Annotated in this window: 21 protein-coding genes and 1 tRNA gene; 13 read left to right on the forward strand and 9 right to left on the reverse strand. The window is 47.0% G+C overall.

Annotation, left to right across the window (positions count from 1 at the left end; translation table 11 throughout):
- Positions 1–47 precede the first annotated feature (47 nt).
- Both rpsP and CHA6605_RS17935 read left to right on the forward strand, forming a co-directional pair.
- On the forward strand, positions 48–314 hold the full coding sequence (rpsP, locus tag CHA6605_RS17930) for a 30S ribosomal protein S16 (protein ID WP_015160816.1): 267 nt from the start codon (positions 48–50) through the stop codon (positions 312–314).
- A gap of 4 nt (positions 315–318) precedes the next feature.
- Complete coding sequence (locus CHA6605_RS17935) at positions 319–795, forward strand: KH domain-containing protein (RefSeq protein ID WP_015160817.1); 477 nt, start codon at positions 319–321, stop codon at positions 793–795.
- Between the two features lie 109 nt (positions 796–904).
- Here the strand turns inward: CHA6605_RS17935 and CHA6605_RS17940 are convergent, their stop codons facing one another.
- From CHA6605_RS17940 to CHA6605_RS17950, 3 genes are all read right to left on the reverse strand, one after another.
- The gene (locus CHA6605_RS17940; protein ID WP_015160818.1) at positions 905–2149 is read right to left on the reverse strand and encodes an aldehyde dehydrogenase family protein; all 1245 of its coding nucleotides are present in this window, start codon (positions 2147–2149) and stop codon (positions 905–907) included.
- A gap of 11 nt (positions 2150–2160) precedes the next feature.
- A complete protein-coding gene (locus CHA6605_RS17945) occupies positions 2161–2601 on the reverse strand; it encodes a hypothetical protein (RefSeq protein WP_015160819.1) in 441 nt (146 codons plus the stop codon).
- Positions 2602–2726: 125 nt separating this feature from the next.
- Positions 2727–2798, reverse strand: a tRNA-Gly gene (locus CHA6605_RS17950).
- A gap of 246 nt (positions 2799–3044) precedes the next feature.
- Between CHA6605_RS17950 and CHA6605_RS17955 the strand changes: the two genes are divergently transcribed.
- The 3 genes from CHA6605_RS17955 to CHA6605_RS17965 all read left to right on the forward strand — a co-directional run bounded on the left by CHA6605_RS17955 (position 3045) and on the right by CHA6605_RS17965 (position 5538).
- Complete coding sequence (locus CHA6605_RS17955) at positions 3045–4220, forward strand: D-alanine--D-alanine ligase family protein (protein ID WP_015160820.1); 1176 nt, start codon at positions 3045–3047, stop codon at positions 4218–4220.
- 228 nt (positions 4221–4448) lie between these two features.
- On the forward strand, positions 4449–5000 hold the full coding sequence (locus tag CHA6605_RS17960; protein WP_232432098.1) for a transposase: 552 nt from the start codon (positions 4449–4451) through the stop codon (positions 4998–5000).
- A 61-nt stretch (positions 5001–5061) separates the two neighbouring features.
- Positions 5062–5538 carry a pyridoxamine 5'-phosphate oxidase family protein gene (locus CHA6605_RS17965; protein WP_015160822.1) on the forward strand — a complete coding sequence of 159 codons (477 nt, stop codon included), beginning with the start codon at positions 5062–5064 and terminating at the stop codon, positions 5536–5538.
- Positions 5539–5638: 100 nt separating this feature from the next.
- Here the strand turns inward: CHA6605_RS17965 and CHA6605_RS17970 are convergent, their stop codons facing one another.
- The 5 genes from CHA6605_RS17970 to CHA6605_RS17990 all read right to left on the reverse strand — a co-directional run bounded on the left by CHA6605_RS17970 (position 5639) and on the right by CHA6605_RS17990 (position 11060).
- Positions 5639–7015: an MATE family efflux transporter gene (locus CHA6605_RS17970; protein ID WP_015160823.1), complete on the reverse strand. Its 1377-nt coding sequence runs from the start codon at positions 7013–7015 to the stop codon at positions 5639–5641.
- 98 nt (positions 7016–7113) lie between these two features.
- The gene (locus CHA6605_RS17975; RefSeq protein ID WP_015160824.1) at positions 7114–7923 is read right to left on the reverse strand and encodes a prohibitin family protein; all 810 of its coding nucleotides are present in this window, start codon (positions 7921–7923) and stop codon (positions 7114–7116) included.
- A gap of 244 nt (positions 7924–8167) precedes the next feature.
- Entirely contained in the window at positions 8168–9160 is a 993-nt protein-coding gene (gene pheS, locus CHA6605_RS17980) for a phenylalanine--tRNA ligase subunit alpha (protein WP_015160825.1), read from the reverse strand.
- A gap of 252 nt (positions 9161–9412) precedes the next feature.
- Positions 9413–10453, reverse strand: a complete 1041-nt coding sequence (gene pdxA, locus CHA6605_RS17985) for a 4-hydroxythreonine-4-phosphate dehydrogenase PdxA (RefSeq protein WP_015160826.1) — start codon at positions 10451–10453, stop codon at positions 9413–9415.
- A gap of 28 nt (positions 10454–10481) precedes the next feature.
- Entirely contained in the window at positions 10482–11060 is a 579-nt protein-coding gene (locus CHA6605_RS17990) for a GNAT family N-acetyltransferase (protein ID WP_015160827.1), read from the reverse strand.
- Between the two features lie 253 nt (positions 11061–11313).
- On the opposite strand from CHA6605_RS17990, the gene petM reads away from it, so the two are divergent.
- The 7 genes from petM to CHA6605_RS18025 all read left to right on the forward strand — a co-directional run bounded on the left by petM (position 11314) and on the right by CHA6605_RS18025 (position 16629).
- Entirely contained in the window at positions 11314–11421 is a 108-nt protein-coding gene (gene petM, locus CHA6605_RS17995; RefSeq protein WP_015160828.1) for a cytochrome b6-f complex subunit PetM, read from the forward strand.
- Between the two features lie 251 nt (positions 11422–11672).
- Positions 11673–12656 (forward strand): SDR family oxidoreductase, encoded by a 984-nt coding sequence (locus CHA6605_RS18000; RefSeq protein ID WP_015160829.1) that lies wholly within the window; start codon positions 11673–11675, stop codon positions 12654–12656.
- 232 nt (positions 12657–12888) lie between these two features.
- Positions 12889–13806, forward strand: coding sequence for an NAD(+) kinase (locus tag CHA6605_RS18005; protein WP_015160830.1), 918 nt, complete (start codon positions 12889–12891; stop codon positions 13804–13806).
- A gap of 319 nt (positions 13807–14125) precedes the next feature.
- Positions 14126–14803 carry a response regulator transcription factor NblR gene (gene nblR, locus CHA6605_RS18010; RefSeq protein ID WP_015160832.1) on the forward strand — a complete coding sequence of 226 codons (678 nt, stop codon included), beginning with the start codon at positions 14126–14128 and terminating at the stop codon, positions 14801–14803.
- Positions 14804–14831: 28 nt separating this feature from the next.
- Positions 14832–15248 (forward strand): cupin domain-containing protein, encoded by a 417-nt coding sequence (locus tag CHA6605_RS18015; protein WP_015160833.1) that lies wholly within the window; start codon positions 14832–14834, stop codon positions 15246–15248.
- Positions 15249–15384: 136 nt separating this feature from the next.
- Positions 15385–15942 carry a DUF192 domain-containing protein gene (locus CHA6605_RS18020; protein WP_015160834.1) on the forward strand — a complete coding sequence of 186 codons (558 nt, stop codon included), beginning with the start codon at positions 15385–15387 and terminating at the stop codon, positions 15940–15942.
- 492 nt (positions 15943–16434) lie between these two features.
- Positions 16435–16629, forward strand: coding sequence for a DUF2949 domain-containing protein (locus tag CHA6605_RS18025; RefSeq protein ID WP_015160835.1), 195 nt, complete (start codon positions 16435–16437; stop codon positions 16627–16629).
- A 130-nt stretch (positions 16630–16759) separates the two neighbouring features.
- Here the strand turns inward: CHA6605_RS18025 and CHA6605_RS18030 are convergent, their stop codons facing one another.
- Positions 16760–17503: an HAD-IA family hydrolase gene (locus CHA6605_RS18030; protein WP_015160836.1), complete on the reverse strand. Its 744-nt coding sequence runs from the start codon at positions 17501–17503 to the stop codon at positions 16760–16762.
- Between the two features lie 196 nt (positions 17504–17699).
- Between CHA6605_RS18030 and CHA6605_RS18035 the strand changes: the two genes are divergently transcribed.
- Positions 17700–18884 carry an NAD(P)H-quinone oxidoreductase subunit H gene (locus CHA6605_RS18035; RefSeq protein ID WP_015160837.1) on the forward strand — a complete coding sequence of 395 codons (1185 nt, stop codon included), beginning with the start codon at positions 17700–17702 and terminating at the stop codon, positions 18882–18884.
- Positions 18885–18987: the final 103 nt, after the last annotated feature.

Consider the following 18987-nt stretch of genomic DNA (forward strand, 5'->3'; position numbering starts at 1 on the left):
TGGAGAATCGGATAACTCACTAATATTAACAGCTAAACTGCTTCAAAATGATTAAAATACGGCTCAAAAGATTTGGTAAAAAGCGCGAAGCTAGCTACCGTTTAGTCGCAACGCAAAGTACTAGCAGACGTGACGGTCGCCCCTTGGAAGAATTAGGTTTCTACAACCCCAGAACCGATGAAGTTCGTCTCGATAACGACGCGATCCTCAAAAGACTCCAACAAGGTGCCCAACCCACAGAGACAGTGCGCCGACTGTTGGAAAAGGCCAACTTAATCGAGAGAAAAGCGAAAGCGATCGAGCAAGGTACTTAGTAACGTGACAGTTTCGACTCATCAATCTCATGTGCCTGACTATGGGCAACTGGTCAAATTTTTATTCCAACCATTTTTGAGTGCAACAGATACGATGGCGATCGATTGCGAACTGACGCTCGATCGCCGTCGAGTGTGGATTCGCGTGGCCCTAGGCAGTGCCGACCAAGGTACTGCCTTCGGTCGAGGTGGCCGGAATATTCAGGCAGTGCGGACAGTTTTAGCCGCCGCCGCCGCCGCTGTCGGTCAATCGATTCATTTAGATGTCTATGGCAGTAGTGCTAGCTCCAGACATCGCGACTCGGATGATGGACGTGATTCCCAGCAAGGCTCTAATGGTGAGACAGCTAACACTGGCGAATACCGTCCGCCGATTAGCAAACCCGTTCGCGCGGCACCCAATCGCCGCACCCCTAATGGCCAAGAGCGGCGCAGCAACGGCGATAGTCCGAGCGTACCCCCACCACGCCCCCGCCGTTAGAAATTTGGGAGTGGGGATTGTCCCGCCAACAATTACCAATTCGATCGTGCAGCTATCGATTTGCAACCGCTGTATGCCCGATCGAATTAGCATCACCGATCGCAACCGTTTAACCCATCGTGACCTGCTGCGTGGCAATTAAAGTCGATAGTCCGATCGCGCCTCGCTGGGAGCCATGATAATTGGACATCCCCAACAACACCCGATCGCTCCCTCGCTGATGGCGATAAAAGCGCGGCGAAGCATTGATATACACGCAAGCACTATTAACCCCAGCGACAAATTGCTGGGTTTCTAAATAGGAATCGGTAACGATACAATCAGCGTGTCCACTACTGAAGCGATCGATCGTCGAGATCGCTTCATCCACGCTTTGAACCGATCTAAAAGCAATTATTTTGCGTAAATAGGGCTGATACCATTCCCCATCTTGAGCTATTTGTAAGTATTCGCCATAACTAGAGACTAATTCTCGATCGCCATGAAGTCGGAACCCCCGCTCTTTTAAACTTTTCCACAGCATTGTTAGAGATGTCGAAGACCTGTCGGCATGAATCAAGACTTTTTCGATCGCATTGACAGCATCCGGCTCGCCGACATGACTATCGCAGATGGCATGACGGACTAGCTCCATATTGCCATTTGCACCCCAATATAAATAACAATTGCCGATCGCCGCAGGTAAAACCGATACAGTTGCCTGTTGTGTCACTTGATGGATCAAACTCGGTCGCCCGTAAGGAATGACTAAATTGACTTGCTGAGTACGAGTTAATAGCTCGTATAGCAAGCTTGGAGCCGAGTCAACTAACTGGACGGCATCTACAGGAAAATCGGCCTGTTCTAAGCCGATTCTGAGGGCAATGGAGATTGCTAAATTAGTGTGTTGTGCCTCTGCCCCTCCTCGGAGAATGATACTATTACCCGTTTTGATACTCATTGCCGCCGCGATTGCACCGAGTTCTGGCAATGCCTCATAAATAAAAGCCACCGTTCCTAACGGTTTAACCTGACTGTAGCGATGGCGATCTCCTACTTCCGAACTCAAATCGGCATTACCGCACATCGATGAAATTTCGCCTAATTTGTACAGCAGATCGATGTACCTTTGGAGACGTTCGGGAGTGAGCTTTAACCACTCGATGAGCAGATCGGAAATACCTAATTCGCGACTTGCTTCCAAATCGAGAGTGTTAGCTTCGAGAATATCGTGAAAAGACCCTCGCAAGGCCGTCGCCATTGCGCCGATGGCCTGTTCTCTTTGCTTGCTATTAGTTAAGGCCAGGTGTCGTCCAGCTCGCACTGAGTGGTGTAAAACACTAGCTATGCTAGGGTTGGCATTCGCATGTTCCATAAAATAAGGTTTTAACCTCGATCGAATAACCAGAGCATAATGACGATGAGGACGATAATAGCTATCGCTATAGATAGTACAAGATCGACGGTCGGACTAGCTACTATCGATCGAGAATAAAGTCTAAATAATACCAGTACTAGCGCAATTATGCCTAGAAATTGAAACCACAGTACCCAACTACCTCTTCCGCCGACCGCTCTTTGTAAGGCGGCACTTGGTTTCGAGCGAGCGATCTGAAAGCGTTGACCATTCCAGTAATAACGCCGCTTGTAAGGATAATTTGCCGCCAATTCCTCGATCGTCAAACCATCTGCGTGCAAGACAAAGATGCGATGGCATCGATCGCACCCAAAGGCTTCGGTGAGGACAATTTGTTGCAGTTTGCCGTTCGGATGACACGGACACGGATATTCTTGGTCTAAATAAATTTTCTGGTGGTGGGGTGACACGAGGAGTATATTAATCTATCGCGATCGATTTACAGGTATAACTACTGTCATTCTCATAGCATATAAAAAAGTCTCCTCATTTGGGAGACTTCTTTTTAGTCCTCATTGGATAAATTGTTAATTTAAGCGGGAGACGCGATTCGAACGCGCGACATCAACCTTGGCAAGGTTGCGCTCTACCACTGAGCTACACCCGCGAGTGCCTGTGTTTTTAACCACGTCTTCTATTATTGCAGAGGGATAATTGTTTGTCAACACTTTGTTAGGGGATAGGGGATAGGGGATAGGGGATAGGGGATAGGGGATAGGGGATAGGGGGGCATTTTATTCTCAAGCTGCAATCCGCAATCCAAAATCCAAAATCCAAAATCCCCCAATTTACCAAACGATCCGGTCAAACGATCGTAGAATGTTTGTCGGCACGATCGGTGGATGCAGAGGCAATGAAGAAGAAAAAACTGGCAGTACTATTTGGTGGTAGATCCGTCGAGCACGAAATCTCCGTCATCACAGCTCTCCAACTGATGAACGTCATCGACGTTACCCAGTACGAGATTATCCCTGTCTACATCGCTCAAACCGGACGCTGGTACGTTGGCGACAATCTGCTCTTCAAAAGTTTCTATCGTCGCCTCCCCAATTCTCTTAAAGAGGCTCAAGAAGTCGCCTTGTTACCTGTCGCTGGCAGCAAAGGACTCACCTATCTCAATTCGCGCCGGAACGACATTTTGCCTGTAGATATCTATTTCCTCGCCTTCCACGGTACCTTTGGCGAAGATGGTTGCATTCAGGGGATGCTGGAAATGGCCGATGCTACCTATACGGGGTGTGGCGTTTTGCCCGCAGCTCTAGGGATGAATAAATATCAGTGTAAAATGATGCTCAAAGCGGCTGGCATCCCTGTTTTGCCTGCGGCATTGGTCGATCGACGGGATGCCCAAAAAAGCCTGGAAGCCGTGCGCGAACAGATTTTGGCGACGCCAGGATTGGAACAACTACCCTTATTTGTCAAACCTTGCAATTTAGGTTCGAGTATCGGGATTGGGGTAGCTAAGGACGAGCGGACGTTAAATGCTTGCCTAGTCAATACTTTTCGATATGACAGTCATGCGATCGTCGAACCCTGCGTCAAGGATATTTTAGAAGTTAACGTCTCTGTGTTAGAAGACGACGAAATTACGGCATCTGTCATCGAAATGCCAGTCTCCCTCAGTGGTGTCCTCACCTTTGAAGAGAAGTATTTGCGCGATGACGGGGGTAAAAAGACAGGCGGTAACGAATCGCAAGGGATGGCCAGTTTGTCCCGCATCATCGATCCTCAAGACCTCAATCCCGAACTCAAACAAGCGGCTCTCGACTACGCGAAAAAAGCCTTTAAAGTCCTCGGTTGTGCTGGTGTTTCGCGAATCGATTTTATCATCGATGCTAGTTGCGACCAGCTCTATTTTAATGAGATCAATACTCTCCCAGGTTCGCTGTCTTTTTACCTCTGGGTGAAATCCAACCCGCCACTGGTATATACAGAGTTACTCAATCGCATCATTCGGCAAGCAGAGAAACGCCAAGTGACGAAGCTCGCACTCAAACGCCAAGAGGGAATGCGGGCATTATTTAAGTAAGTTTTGGTGACAGACAGTAACAGTTGTGAGATCGCCCAATTCAAAATCAATAATTGCTTTCGATCGATCGTATGGAGGAGGGTAAGCCGCTTCATGAATTGCACCTACATCGATCGAAAGTTTATTCGATCGATGTATTAATTAAATCAACTCTATAAATCTATCTATTTAGCGATTTATTTATTAGCTAAATATTGTGTAAAGTTGACATATTAATAAAAAAATATCATGATGAATATAATGAGCATTCCTACAACACAACTTGATGAAAATTTAGAAGCGGCAGACTTGCATACTGATGTGAATACTCGACATAACATCAGAACATCCAAAGTTAAAACCCTCGCCAAACTCTATCTAGACAGCGAACCCGCCCAAATTGACGATCGAACGTTGGCGGAACTATGTGAATGGCTTTGGGGTGAGTTTCAAACTACCCCACTCAACCTAGAATTCTCATGGTATGAGCGTTATCAGAATGCTGCTGAGATGTTTGCCGATATCAAGCAAAGTCATCTGTGGGTGTCTGCGGAAAACTACGATACCAGTCTAGATATTAATCCGATTTATAATTTTATTTTCTATGCAGTGCATAACCACGACCACTATCTTACCCATAGTGACTTCAGCATAGAAGGGGAAATCGCAACTTACAATGCCACCGCCAAACGCGCTCTCAGTCTAAATGTTCAAAAGATTATCTATTCTGAAAATGTGCTAAAGTCTGCTGCTTACTTATTTCTGGGACATCCGCCGATATCCAAAATCGTCTTTCCATAATTTATCGATTTTACATGTCTATTGAATATTACGGGTTAATCGAATTTTTAGGAGGAAAATAGTGTTAGATATCGATGAAATGGGACAGGACGAGATCGATGAATTGCTCCATAAAGTAGGGCACGGTCATCTAGGTTTTATCCATGAGGGCAAGCCTTGTGTGATGCCGATGCACTATTATCTTGAAAATGCCAATATTTATCTATTTACAACCGTTGGGATGAAAACCCATGACATGGACGCAGATCCTAATGTTTGTTTGCAGGTTGAAGAAATGCACGATCCCGAACATTGGCGGAGTGCTATCGTGATGGGTCGAGCAAAACACATTACAGCGCAACCAGAGATCGAACGAGTGATGGCATTGGTCAAACAGCCAGATGCTAGCCTTTCTCCGGCAATTAATCGGACTTGGACTGACTCTTGGGGACGAGCGGAAGTAATCTCAATTTACCAGATTGTCCTTCAGACAGGCTCCGCCAACGAAGCGGTTGAAATGAGTGGACGCACGACAGATGGTGTTAGTAGTCGTAGCTAAAAATGACTCACAGTGGGAAGCATTTACTACATAGATTTGTAGCTTTGACGAGCGATAAATATTTATACTAGCCCACTTATTTGACTCGATCGATTGAAAGTCATTGGTGTTTTCTAGATACTAAATGATGAAACCGCCAGAAAAACATCACGGCAGAAATTGCAATCCCGATCGATTGTCCGAGCCATAAGCCGCTGCCACCTAATGATGTATGAAATCCCAACCAATAGCCGATCGTTAAGCCAATGCCCCAAAATGCCACGAAACTGAGGATCGCTGGAATGCGGGTATCTTGTAAACCGTAAAGCGCACCCATGATAATTTTTTGAGGGCCATCTAAAATCTGTGAAATGGCGGCAATTGTCATAATACCAGTAGCTAAAGGAACGACATTGGCATTGCGCGGATCTTGCAAGTCGAGAAAAATGCCAATAATTCGATCGGGAAATAAAAGGAGGATTGCGGCCATTAATAGCATAAATCCTAACCCGATCGCAACACCAACATAACCAGCTCGAATCGCCCCAACTCGATTGTTTTGACCGATTTCTTGACCGACGCGAATGGTGGCAGCATAGGACATGGCGAGCGGTACCATAAAGGTAATTGCAACTGTTTGAAGGACGACTTGATGTGCCGCGAGGACTTCGGTACCGAGTAAACCCATCAAATAAGTGACGATCGTAAACAGGCCGATTTCTAAAGCTGTGGCAATACCGATCGGTACGCCGACGCGGATTAATGATGCGATAATTTGGCGATCGACTCGATAGATTTGGCGAAAGAATCGATAAGTTTTGAGTTCTTTGTGGGTCAGAATATAGCCAAGTAAAGATAGAAACATCACCCAAAGCGTAAAGATACTTGCTACTGCTAAACCAGCAATGCCCAATTTGGGAAAACCAAATTTACCAAAACCTAAAACATAGTCGCCGATGATATTAATTATCGTCCCCCCGATCGCGATCGACATGACGATTCGCGTGTGCGACATTGCCGAAACAACACTGCGGAGCAGGGCAAAACCTAATGCAGGAAAAAAGCCCCACACCATAATATCTAGATAAGTATTACCCAAAACTACTGTCGTCTCAGCCTGTCCCAAATTACGCATTAAAATATCGAAGTTAGCAATGCCAAAAGAAATCGGCACAGCTAAACCAATAACTAGCAAACAGCCTTGCTGGACGACACGCTCGATTTGCGGTTTATCGCCAGCACCATAAGCCGTAGCCACGATCGGACTTACGCCCATCAGAATACCCGATGTGGTGTACACAAAAACACTGAAGGTTAGTGCTGCTAATCCACCCGCAGCGAGGGTTTCTAGCCCGATCCGCCCCATCATTAAAGTATCGACAAACCCGATCGCGGCTTGAGAAAGTTGGACGCCAGCCAGGGGTAAAGCCAGTGTGAGGAATGCTTTAAATTCGTTAAAAAGCAACGATCTATTCGAGATGGATCTGCTGTCGTTCATTTGCTCCAAATGATGTGAGATAAAATTGTCGGCTAGTCAAGACAGATCCCCGACTTCTTGGAGAAGTCGGGGATCTCGCAGTAACGACGATGTTGTCACTATTCGATCTTGTCCGGCTGGATATTGATGAACGGTAGCGCGCCATTTCCGCCCATTACTTGGGGAAACTTGCCATCCCACTTATCGATCGCTTGTTTCTGTAATAATTCTGCTGTTAGCGTCTCCCGCAACAGGCGTTGCGCTTCGGCTTGACCCTTGGCGCGGTTGACGTTGGCTTCGGCTTCTTGCTCGGCTTCCTGGGCAACGTAGACGGCTCTTTGAGCGCGTTGTTCGGCAATTTGTTTTTCTTCTACCGCTTTAGAAAATTCGGGCGAAAAGTCTAAATCGACTACGCTCGTATCGAGGACGATAATGCCATATTTTTCCAAGCGGTTGCCCAGTGCGAGATCGAAGTCTTGCTTGAGTTCGTCGCGTTTGGTAATTGCTTCTTCTACCGTCCGCCGTGCGGCAGCAATTTTGAATGATTCTTGGGTTTGGGGGGCGATAATTTTCGAGACAATGTTTTCGAGGGTACCTTGAGTACGGCGGATAGTCACCACTTGTAGCGGATCGAGCCGAAAGTTAATCGCGAAACGGGCAGTCAAGTCCTGCAAATCCTTGGTCGAACTCTGAGCGGGTACTTCAAATTTTTGCACGGTGATATCATAAACATCGACTTTGCCCACTAATGGCGGCTTGAAGTGAACGCCTTCTAGCAGCACGCCATCGCCAGCTTTACCCAGTACGCTGACTACCCCTGCTTGTCCCGGATTGATGACCACAAAGGAATTCAAGCCGAGCAAAAATACAATCAGTGCAAAGCCAATGGCTAATATTTGTTGCCAGTTAGATTTCGTGCGATTTTCCATAAGAACGGCTTTGCCAACAGTAATCTACGCTACTTTTATCAGTTCATCTTCTAGTTTAGAACTGGAACGAGATTTGTGTTGGTAACCAGACAAAACCTAAAAACACGACCTCTGAGTAGATAGATCCAAAAATTTGTTAAATAGATAATCACTGCAACCCAGATGGTGTGAACTGCCCACCCTACGCAGTATTTTATATTTAATTACACTTACCTACTTAGAGAAATCCGGTTTCTGACTGAGGCTAAAACTGACGCAGGAAGCGCAGATCGCTGCCATATAGTTTGCGAATGTCATCGATTTGATGTAGCACCATCGCTAGTCGCTCGACTCCGAAGCCAGCCGCAAAGCCGCTATACACCTCTGGGTCGTGTCCTACCTTCGTTAATACATTCGGATCTACCATCCCACACCCCATAATTTCCAGCCATCTTCCCTGCCATTGGACATCGACTTCCGCCGAAGGTTCGGTAAAGGGGAAATAACTAGCGCGGAACCGAATCGGTAACTCCATCCCAAAGGCTTGGGTCAAGAATTCTTTGATGGTACCTTTGAGATCGGTAAAGGTCAGATCTGGGGCGATCGCGAGAATTTCAATTTGATGGAATACGGCTGAGTGCGTGGCATCGACGGTATCGCGACGATAACAACGTCCAGGAGAAATAATCCGAATCGGTGGTTCGTTCTCCTCCATATAGTGGATTTGCACCGAAGATGTGTGAGTGCGGAGCAAATTACCATCGGGTAGATAGAATGTATCTTGCATATCCCGTGCGGGATGATCTGGCGGCGTATTGAGAGCCTCAAAGTTATAATAATCTGTCTCCATTTCTGGCCCTGTCGCCACGGTATAACCCATACCGACGAAAATATCTACCATTCGATCGATCGTAGAGTTAATCGGATGGATGCGTCCTTGAGGACGATAGACTCCAGGCATGGTCACATCGAGTGTCTCGGCAGCTAGTTGTGCCTGAATTTGAGCGGTTTGAAGATCGGTTTTGGATCGATCGAGTCGCGCTTGAATTGCATCTTTGACGACGTTCGCCGCCGCGCCAATTGCCGGACGTTCTTCAGCAGAAAGTTTGCCCATGCCGCCCAAGATTTTGGAGATTTCGCCTTTTTTGCCTAAGTAATCGACTCGCAGTTGTTCTAATGCTTCTAGTGTCTGCACTTGAGAAATCGAGTCTAATGCTGTCGCTTGGAGTGTCGCTAGTTGTTGTTCGAGATCGCTCATTAGTATCGCCGTGCCAGATTTTCACATTAACTGTTTGCCAATCTAGATTCTAACCGAAGCAGGTGGATCTGGAGTATCGCGCTTCTCTCCGAGACGCTACGCGTTGGCGGAGCCTCGCCTCTGGCGATCCGCATTAGTGCTTTGAGTCAGTTATCAGTGGTGACTGAATTATGTGGATATTCAAGGTTCGCACATGTGTTAAGCCAATGGTAGTATCGCTCGCTCGCTGACTGTGATTTAGAGTTAAATAATTTAGTTTTGAGCACGAGAAGTGACTAATTCACCAGCGAGTTGAATCGCAGCTTTCATACTTCGATCGTCAGCAATGCCCAATTTAGCGATATCGAATGCCGTCCCATGATCTGGAGAGGTGCGCACGTATGGCAACCCAATGGTAGTGTTAATTGCTCGATCGAATGCCATTAATTTGACGGGAATCAAGCCTTGATCGTGGTAGAGGGCTAAATAAGCATCTGCTGCTTGGGGATGGGGCTGGGTGCCAAACCAGGCTTGCCCTGGCTTTACCCACATCGTATCTGGCGGTAAGAGTCCGAGCAACTTATACTGTGGATAGATTTCTCGCTCTCGATCCAACCAATCGTCCATCCAATCCACTTCTTCGCGTCCGAGTTGTCCTCCTTCACCGCTGTGTGGATTTAACCCCGCGATCGCAATCGTGCCGGATTCTAGGCCAAAATCTACCTGCAAACACTCAACTAATAGCCCTAGTTTGAGACTAAGTAGCTCTGGAGTAAGCGTTTGAGCGACTCGATCGAGTGGCAGATGCGTGGTCGCCAGCAAAGCTCTTAAAGTCCAACCAGTGTGAGGGGAAACACCGACAAATAGCATCCCAAAGCGGTCTATTTTCGCCTTGGCGGCCAGTAATTCAGTTTGACCGGGGAAATGATGCCCAGCCGACGTCCAGGCCGATTTAGCGATGGGTGCGGTGACGATCGCGTCGAACTCGCCTGCTAAGGTGCGATCGATCGCTAGATCTAGATACGCAAAACTTGCCGCACCGCTAGCCGCATTGCCCCGTCCAATGGTGACACCATCGCGAATTGCTGGCGGGAGTGAGACATCGATAATCTTCAAATCGCTCGGATTGGCGAGTGTGACTGTCGATGGTACTTGCTGGCACAAATATTCATATCGATCGATTAATAGTTCGCGATTGCCGATGAGCGTCAGATCGCACTCAGCTAGAGATCGATCGCTCAAAGCCTTAAGGACAACTTCTGTCCCGATGCCTGCGGGGTCGCCTAATGTCACGATTAATCTAGGTTTGCTCATGGTTGGCGGGAAGATTTGCCCAAAGGAACTACTCTATATTTTGACCTTTCCACTCGCGTGCGAGCAGGGTATAAACGTCATGGTCTACAAATCGATCGTAAAGCCATTCAGCATCCCGTGCCACACCTTCACACTTAAAACCCAGCCGTTCGGGAATCGCGCGACTGCGGTGGTTTTCGCAAGCACAAGCAATTACTAAGCGATTGAGGTTGAGGCCGCTAAAAGCATAATCGATTAAGCTTTGACAAGATGCACTCATAATGCCGCGACCGCGATGAGATGGTGCCAGCCAATAGCCGATATACCCGATCCGATTGGCTCGATCGATCCAGTTCAACCCGATCGTGCCGACAATCTTACGCTGTTCTGATAAATTGGATTTGCTGCCGTAACAGATCGCCGCAACAAACCCTTCTTCATGAGCGAACTGCTGTTGGGTGGTTGCGATAAATCTGCGCGTGTCGTCAACCCGCTCGATCGAATCCAACCACGGCAACCATTGGCGCAGATTGCCACGATTGGCATCTGTCAGGGCAAATAACTCTCGATCGTCCCGTAGATCGAGTAAGCGCAACTCATGTACATCGCTAACTTCGCAGTGAAACATCAACACCGACCAGGATTTAAGGATTTAAGGATTAACAGGATTAGGTTATCGTTACTATGTACCCGACCATGACCCATTATTACCCATTACTTATTACCCATTACCCATCCTACGGTGGTACAGTCCACCCATCCACTCATCTACTCATTCACCCCTCTACCGATCGCCGATAACTGTTACGATACATTAGGCGATCCCCACAGTCTTGGGCAGCATAAATTTATCATTTAGTAATTTAAGGAGTATTTCCGTCATGGCTGGCGAAATTTTTAATGCAGCGATTTTGTCTTCTAGCTTAATTCTCGTGGGTTTGGGCTTAGGGTTCCTATTTCTCAAAATTCAAGGCCCAGAAGAAGAATAATCAATTAGGCTTTAGGCTTTAGGTTTTAGGCTTTAGGTTTTAGGGGGAAGGGGTAAAGGGTAAAACAGATCCAAGATTTCAGATCCTAGTCTACTCATCTACCCATCCACCCATCCACCCATCTACCCATCCACCCGCTCCCCGCTCCTCTCTCCTCTCTCCTCTCTTTGTGAATTTTTGTTAACTAACCTGAGATTTTTCTGCTAATATTTTATTGAATAGCTTTAATAATTTTTAATTATTCTTTATAAATGACAATATTAATTGTTGGTGCTACAGGTACCTTAGGTAGACAGATCGCCCGCCGCGCCTTGGATGAAGGCTACCAAGTCCGCTGTCTGGTTAGAAGCGTGCGCAGAGCCGCTTTTCTCAAAGAGTGGGGAGCTGAATTAGTGGTCGGGAATATCTGCAACCCTGATACCTTGGCACCTGCATTAGAAGGCGTGACCGCAATTATCGATGCGGCAACTGCCAGAGCGACAGATTCATTGAGCATCAAAAAAGTTGACTGGGACGGACAAGTAGCCCTGATCCAAGCCGCAATCGAAGCGAAGATCGATCGATTTATCTTTTTCTCGATTCTGGGCGCGGAAAATTATCCCAACGTGCCGTTGATGGAAATCAAGCGATGTACTGAGTTATTCTTAGCAGAATCGGGACTAAACTATACTATTTTGCGTCCGGCTGGGTTCATGCAGGGGCTGATCGGTCAATATGCCATTCCGACGTTAGAGGGACAACCCGTCTGGATGACTGGCGAATCTTCGATCGCGTACATGGATACTCAAGATGTCGCCAAATTTGCCGTCAAAGCCCTATCGGTAAAAGAAACCGAGCGGCGCAGTTTCCCGATCGTCGGCAATAGAGCCTGGAGTGGTAAGGAAATTATTAGTTTCTGCGAACGGCAGTCTGGCAAAGAAGCTAAGATTACCAATGTCCCGATCGGGGCGATCCGATTGATGAGACAGACATTACGTTTCTTTGAGTGGAGCTGGAATTCTGCCGATCGATTGGCGTTTACTGAAGTACTAGCTACTGGTAAGCCTTTAACCGCAGATATGGAAGAAGTCTATCGCGTCTTTGGGATCGAGCAGCAATCGATCGGGACGCTGGAGGCGTATTTACAAGAATACTTTAGCCGCATCATGCGCAAACTCAAGGAATTAGACTACGAAAAAAACAAGCAAAAAGAAGTCAAATCATCCAAGCAGAAAAGAAAAAAAGTCATGTTCTAAAGATTTTTGGGGTCGATAGTGTGGAACAATCTGCGGCACTCTCATCCGAAGCAGCGATTCTATGCGGCTAATATGCGATAATTATGAGAATCTCTCACAAAATCTGACGTATTATTAAATACTCAGTTTGCGGTAATGTACGTCCTCCCACAGGGGAAGGACGGTAGTATTGTCGATAATTATCGATCGCCAAAGTTAGAAAACTGAGAAAATTTGAAGTAGGACTGTATTCGTGCCAAAAGTAGGCATCATCTATAATGAGGGTAAGCCCGTCGCTTGTCGGATCGCACGGGAAATTAATGACAAGCTAACCGCCTTAGGCTGGGATGTTTATTCAGCAGCAGCCAAAGGTGGAATTTTAGGCTACTGTCAATCGGATCGTCCGATCTCGCACATCCCGATCGATTCGTTGTGCCCTCCTGGCTTTGACTCGGAGATGGTTTTTGCGATCGTTTTAGGTGGCGATGGCACGGTTTTGGCCGCTTTTAGACAGATTGCACCCAAGGGTATTCCTCTGTTGACGGTCAATACCGGACACATGGGCTTTTTGACCGAAACCTACATCAATCAATTGCCAGAAGCAATCGAGCGGGCGATTGCTGGAGATTATCAAGTTGAAGAGCGAGCGATGTTGACAGTTCGCGTCTGGGAAGGCGATCGACTATTATGGGAAGCATTGTGTCTCAATGAAATGGTCATCCATCGCGAACCGCTCACGAGCATGTGTCACTTTGAAGTTACCGTTGGCAGACACGCACCTGTAGATATTGCCGCTGATGGCGTAATTTTATCGACACCCACAGGTTCTACCGCCTATTCTCTGAGTGCAGGGGGGCCAGTTGTCGCTCCTGGTGTAGATGCACTTCAATTAGTACCCATCTGTCCGCATTCTCTCGCCTCGCGCGCTCTAGTCTTTTCAGATACCGAACCCGTCACGATCGAATCTGCCAATCCCAATCGCTTAGTAATGGTAGTCGATGGTAACGGCGGCTGCTATATTCTCCCTGAATTTTCAATTCGGATCGAGCGATCGCCCTATTCAGCTAAATTTATCAGACTCCAACCGCCAGAATACTTCAAAATCCTCCGCGAAAAGTTAGGATGGGGACTACCACACATTGCCAAACCGACTTCAGTGGAGTTGCCATAAGTTAGGGGATAGGGAATAGTGCAATATTCAGCAAGCTGAATATTATTATCTGCACGCAGATTACTACCTTGAAAGCCAGTCCCAATTTCAATCCCGACCTTACACCCTATCACCTGTCTCGAAGCTTGCGCGCCGCCTAAGCGGCGGTCGCTCGTTAACCGTCGGGTTCCCCGACGGTGGCGTAGCCTCTCCAATAGCGGCTCGCTCTCTTGTCTTGTCTCGCATAATCCGGGAGGAAACCTCCCGACCATGGAAGCGAGACAAGACAGGAGAAACACAAATCGCTATTCCCTATCCCCTATCCTCTATCCCCTAATCTATGGCTGAAAATACCCCAATTGTCTTAGTAGAAAATGATGCGACATTGGCAGAGCGCATGAGTTTTGACCTGTCTAAGGCAGGTTATCAAGTGTCGATCGCGGACAATGCCAAGATCGGATTAGAGCAAGTGAAAAAATTGCGTCCGGCACTAGTTGCCGTCGATCGAGCATTGCCTGGAGACTCGGCCCTGACACTAGTACCCCAACTACGGGAATCTGGGTGTGTCGCTCCCATTTTATTGCTAATGTCGCATGATTCGATCGCCGATCGGATCGTCTGTTTTGAGTCTGGAGCCGACGACTATTTCCTCAAACCCTATCAGGCATCCAATTTTTTACGCGCTGTCGGACTGTATCTCAATTCCAATGTCCCGCTGGGCGAACAACTACGCTTTGGCGATCTGATTTTGGATTTGGTGTCGCACCGCGTCATCCGCAACGAACATGCGATCGATTTAACCGTCAAAGAGTTTGAACTGCTGCGCTATTTAATGTCTTATCCCGAAATCGAACTCACCAGAGAACAAATTTTGGAAAATGTTTGGGGCTATGATTTTTTGGGCGAATCTAATGTCATCGAGGTTTATGTCCGCTATCTCCGCCTCAAGCTGGAAAAAGATGGCGGCAAGCGGCTGATTCAAACCGTCCGTGGCGTGGGCTATGTCCTGAGAGATTAGATTGACATTGCAGAACAAAAATACTACTATGTCCGTAGTTATTTGGCAGCGTCAAGATATGAACGTTATCGATATTAAGTCTGAGATCGAATCGATCGAGCAGCTAGAAATTACCGATCGCACCACAGCGACAGATGCTAGCGCAGCCATGAGAATGCTGGGTGATTTCGATCGATACGCCATCGGTATGGCTTGTTTTGCTGGCTCCACGCCCTGGGAACGCCATCCAGAAGACGAACTACTCCAGATTCTCGCTGGAACTGTAAATGTCACTATCCTGGACGATCGAAATCGATCTCGTCAAATAACATTATCCGCAGGCACGATGTTTGTCGTGCCTAAAGGATGGTGGCACCAGCAGCACTCATCAGCAGGCGTAAAACTGCTGTTTGTGACATCCCAAACAGGTAACGATCATTCAGCCACAGATCCGCGCCTAATCTAATTAGGAAACAAAATTCCACATTAGCTCGTCATCCTCTTTCCAGAGGGAATCGTCAGGTAGCTCGCAGCCAATTTATCCACCCAGAGTTTTGCTACTTCTTTGCCTTTATCCCCTACCCCCTATCTCAGACAAAATTGTGAAACAGTATTTTAAATTTGGCATAACTTGTGGGGTAGCGGGGGTCTTATTGCTCGGTCATTCTTTACCAATTCTCTCGGTACCGCCCGTCCAGCCCAAAAATCCATCAGCACAGGCTACCGTAGAGCCAAAAACCACTCCACAGGGGCAAAAACTCCCGCTAACGGCTCAATTTAGCGTCAAAGGACAAACCATTCTGTTAGAGGTCGCTCGCACGCCTGAAGAGCAATCTATGGGACTGATGTATCGAACAGAACTAGCTGCCAATCGCGGCATGTTATTCTCGTTCTCGCCACCCCGTGCCGTTCGCTTTTGGATGAAAAATACGCTCATCCCGCTAGATATGTTGTTTGTGTCTAATGGCGTAGTCAAATATATCGGTGCCAACATCCCGCCTTGCAAGCAGGCAACTTGCCCAGACTATGGCCCAGACTCACAAATTGCGGTAGATAGCGTAATTGAATTACGTGCTGGTAGAGCAGCAGAGCTAGGAATTAAAGTTGGCGATCGCGTGAAAATTGCTAGTTATTCAGCCAAACGGCTGAAATCTATTTAGTCATCGATATAGAGATATATAGCAATGTTATAATCCGTTGCTAATAATAAAACTACCTGAATTTACGCACACTCTCAGCGCAGCTTCAACAGAAACCTGGTATTTATACGGATTTCAACTAATCTTTGACAGGGTTAAATAATGTTACTGCCTTCGTTCGATTTCCTCATCTGGTCATTGAGACAGGCGAATTTATACCAGTCACATAAATCGGGTATTTCTAACAGTTACATTGTCATTAAAACCCAACCATGACGATAGCTCTAATTGTCATTTTGGTTACTTCGGTACTGACGGTGGTTGTCGTTTGACAATTACATACAACATCAAATTAAATTTAAGTTTGAATTTTTCTGTAATTTAGATCGAAGCTGGTGAAGATCTAGATTAATAACCACCGAATTCGGTTTTGTAGGCACAAACGACCGAAACGGTGTAAAATTTACTTCTCTTTAAATAAATAATTTTTAATATTCAGCCGGAGGAACGGCCATGATCGCATCTACACATTTAACAAAATTAATTCGGTTTTTACAGGAAGATTTAGCTATTTCGGCTTCGTCGATGGCCATCGGTCTCAAGCAACTAGAAAATAATCCCGGCCCTTTGCCGATGATTCTCTGGCAGTACGGACTAGTGACAATCGAACAACTCGATCGAATCTACGATTGGATGGACGCCGCCTAATTGCTAATCTCGCCTTCAGTTTAAAAATTGATTTAGACCGACAAAAAGCTCTCAGTGTAAACTGGGAGCTTTTTAAATGGTTTTTAAAAATCTGCTTGACGATCGCTAAATCGCTATTGGCTATCAACGATTAAGTAGCCAGCAATCTAGCCAGCAGTGACACATCGACATAGGTAGCACCTTGAGTATCCCCTTGGATAATTTGACAAGGACGATCGGGTTCGCCAAGATCGGATAAGACTAGCTTGGCGCGATCGAAATGATGGTTTTGAGTATAGTCATTAATGGTAACGATCGTCGTCAGTCCGGCAGCCATCGCCGAAATCAGACCATTTTCGGAGTCTTCAAAAGCCAGACAATTGGCTGCTGGTAACTGCATCTGCTCCAAGACGTAGTCATAGATATCGGAGGCGGGTTTCTTCTTAGGGACGATATCGCCTGCGGCAATAACTTCAAACCAGTTAGAGTCAATATTATTTGCCAGCAACGCGAAGACATTTTCTGGGGTGGTGGTAGTCGAGATCGCCAGTCGCAGATTGGCCGCTCTAGCCGCCGTCAACAGCCGCTTAACGCCAGGACGAAGAGGAATGCCCCCGCGCTCTAATAACTGGGCGTAATATTGATTTTTGGCCTTATGGAGATCCGCGATCGTACTATCTTCCATCCGCACATCGGGACGATAAGTATCGAGATAAAAGCGCATCCGCTCTTTGCCACCAGTCACAGCCAAAAGTTTGCCATATAATTCGATCGACCAATCCCAGTCTAGTCCAGCATTGACAAATGCTTGATTAAAAGCGATCCGATGCCCGTCGCGCTCGGTATCGGCCAAAGTCCCATCGACATCAAAAATTAGTGCTTGTAATGCGCTCATCTCCCTCACCTTCCTCTGTTTCAGTTATTTAGTGATGGTATCACTCCTCTCGGTGGATTGCTCTAGAGTCGTTACGCCGATCGGTGCCAAACCCTTATAATATGAGGAGGTGAATCAGTGGTAAATATCGATACTCCACCATCTGTGGCAAGTAAAAGTAATAGTTCATTTCAGAACGCGATCGCAATAAGAGACTATGGCACAACTCGAAACTAGAACCGAACCGATGGTGCTGAACATGGGGCCGCACCACCCATCGATGCACGGGGTCATGCGGCTGATTGTCACCCTCGACGGTGAAGATGTTGTCGATTGCGAACCCGTGATCGGTTATCTACATCGCGGTATGGAAAAAATCGCCGAAAACCGCACCAATATCATGTTCGTGCCCTACGTCAGCCGTTGGGACTACGCCGCTGGGATGTTTAATGAAGCGATTACGGTAAATGCTGTCGAAAAACTCGCCAATATTTCTGTCCCCAAGCGTGCCAGCCATATTCGGGTAATTATGCTCGAACTCAACCGGATTGCCAATCATCTGCTGTGGCTTGGCCCATTTATGGCAGATGTCGGCGCGCAGACTCCTTTCTTCTATATCTTCCGCGAACGGGAGATGATCTACGATTTATGGGAAGCGGCAACAGGCTACCGGATGGTCAATAATAACTATTTCCGCGTTGGTGGGGTGGCTGTAGATCTACCTTATGGTTGGATCGACAAATGTAGCGATTTTTGTGAATACTTTTATCCCAAAGTGGATGAGTACGAACGATTAATTACTAATAATCCAATCTTCCGCCGTCGGGTCGAAGGCGTCGGTACCATCGATCGCGAAGAAGCGATTAATTGGGGCTTATCTGGCCCGATGTTGCGGGCTTCTGGCGTGAAGTGGGATCTGCGAAAAGTCGATAGCTACGAGTGTTATGACGACTTTGATTGGGATGTCCACTACGAGACGGCTGGCGATTGCCTAGCGCGCTATTTCGTGCGGATTCGCGAGATGCGGGAGTCGGTGAAAATTATCCGTCAAGCCATTGCAGCTTTACCAGGTGGTGCGTATGAAAGTCTCGAAGCCAAACGCCTCGCCGCCGGGCCAAAATCCGAGTGGGACGGGATGGATTATCAGTACGTCAGCAAGAAAATTGCCCCAACATTCAAGATTCCCAAAGGCGAACATTACGTCCGAGTGGAAAGTGGCAAAGGCGAGTTAGGGATCTTTATTATGGGTGACGATAATGTGTTCCCCTGGCGGTGGAAGATTCGCGCGGCTGATTTTAATAATGTCCAAATTTTACCGCACCTATTACGCGGCGTGAAGGTAGCCGATATCGTCACGATTTTGGGAAGTGTAGATATTATTATGGGTTCTGTCGATCGATAACAAGTTTCTCGAAGTCAAATCTAGAATGGGGGACATTAGTCCCCCATTTTTATTAATTCAGCTTTCATTAAGAATCATCCTTAAATCCAGCACCTCCGAAGAT

Source organism: Chamaesiphon minutus PCC 6605 (genome assembly GCF_000317145.1).
Taxonomy (GTDB): Bacteria; Cyanobacteriota; Cyanobacteriia; order Cyanobacteriales; family Chamaesiphonaceae; genus Chamaesiphon; species Chamaesiphon minutus.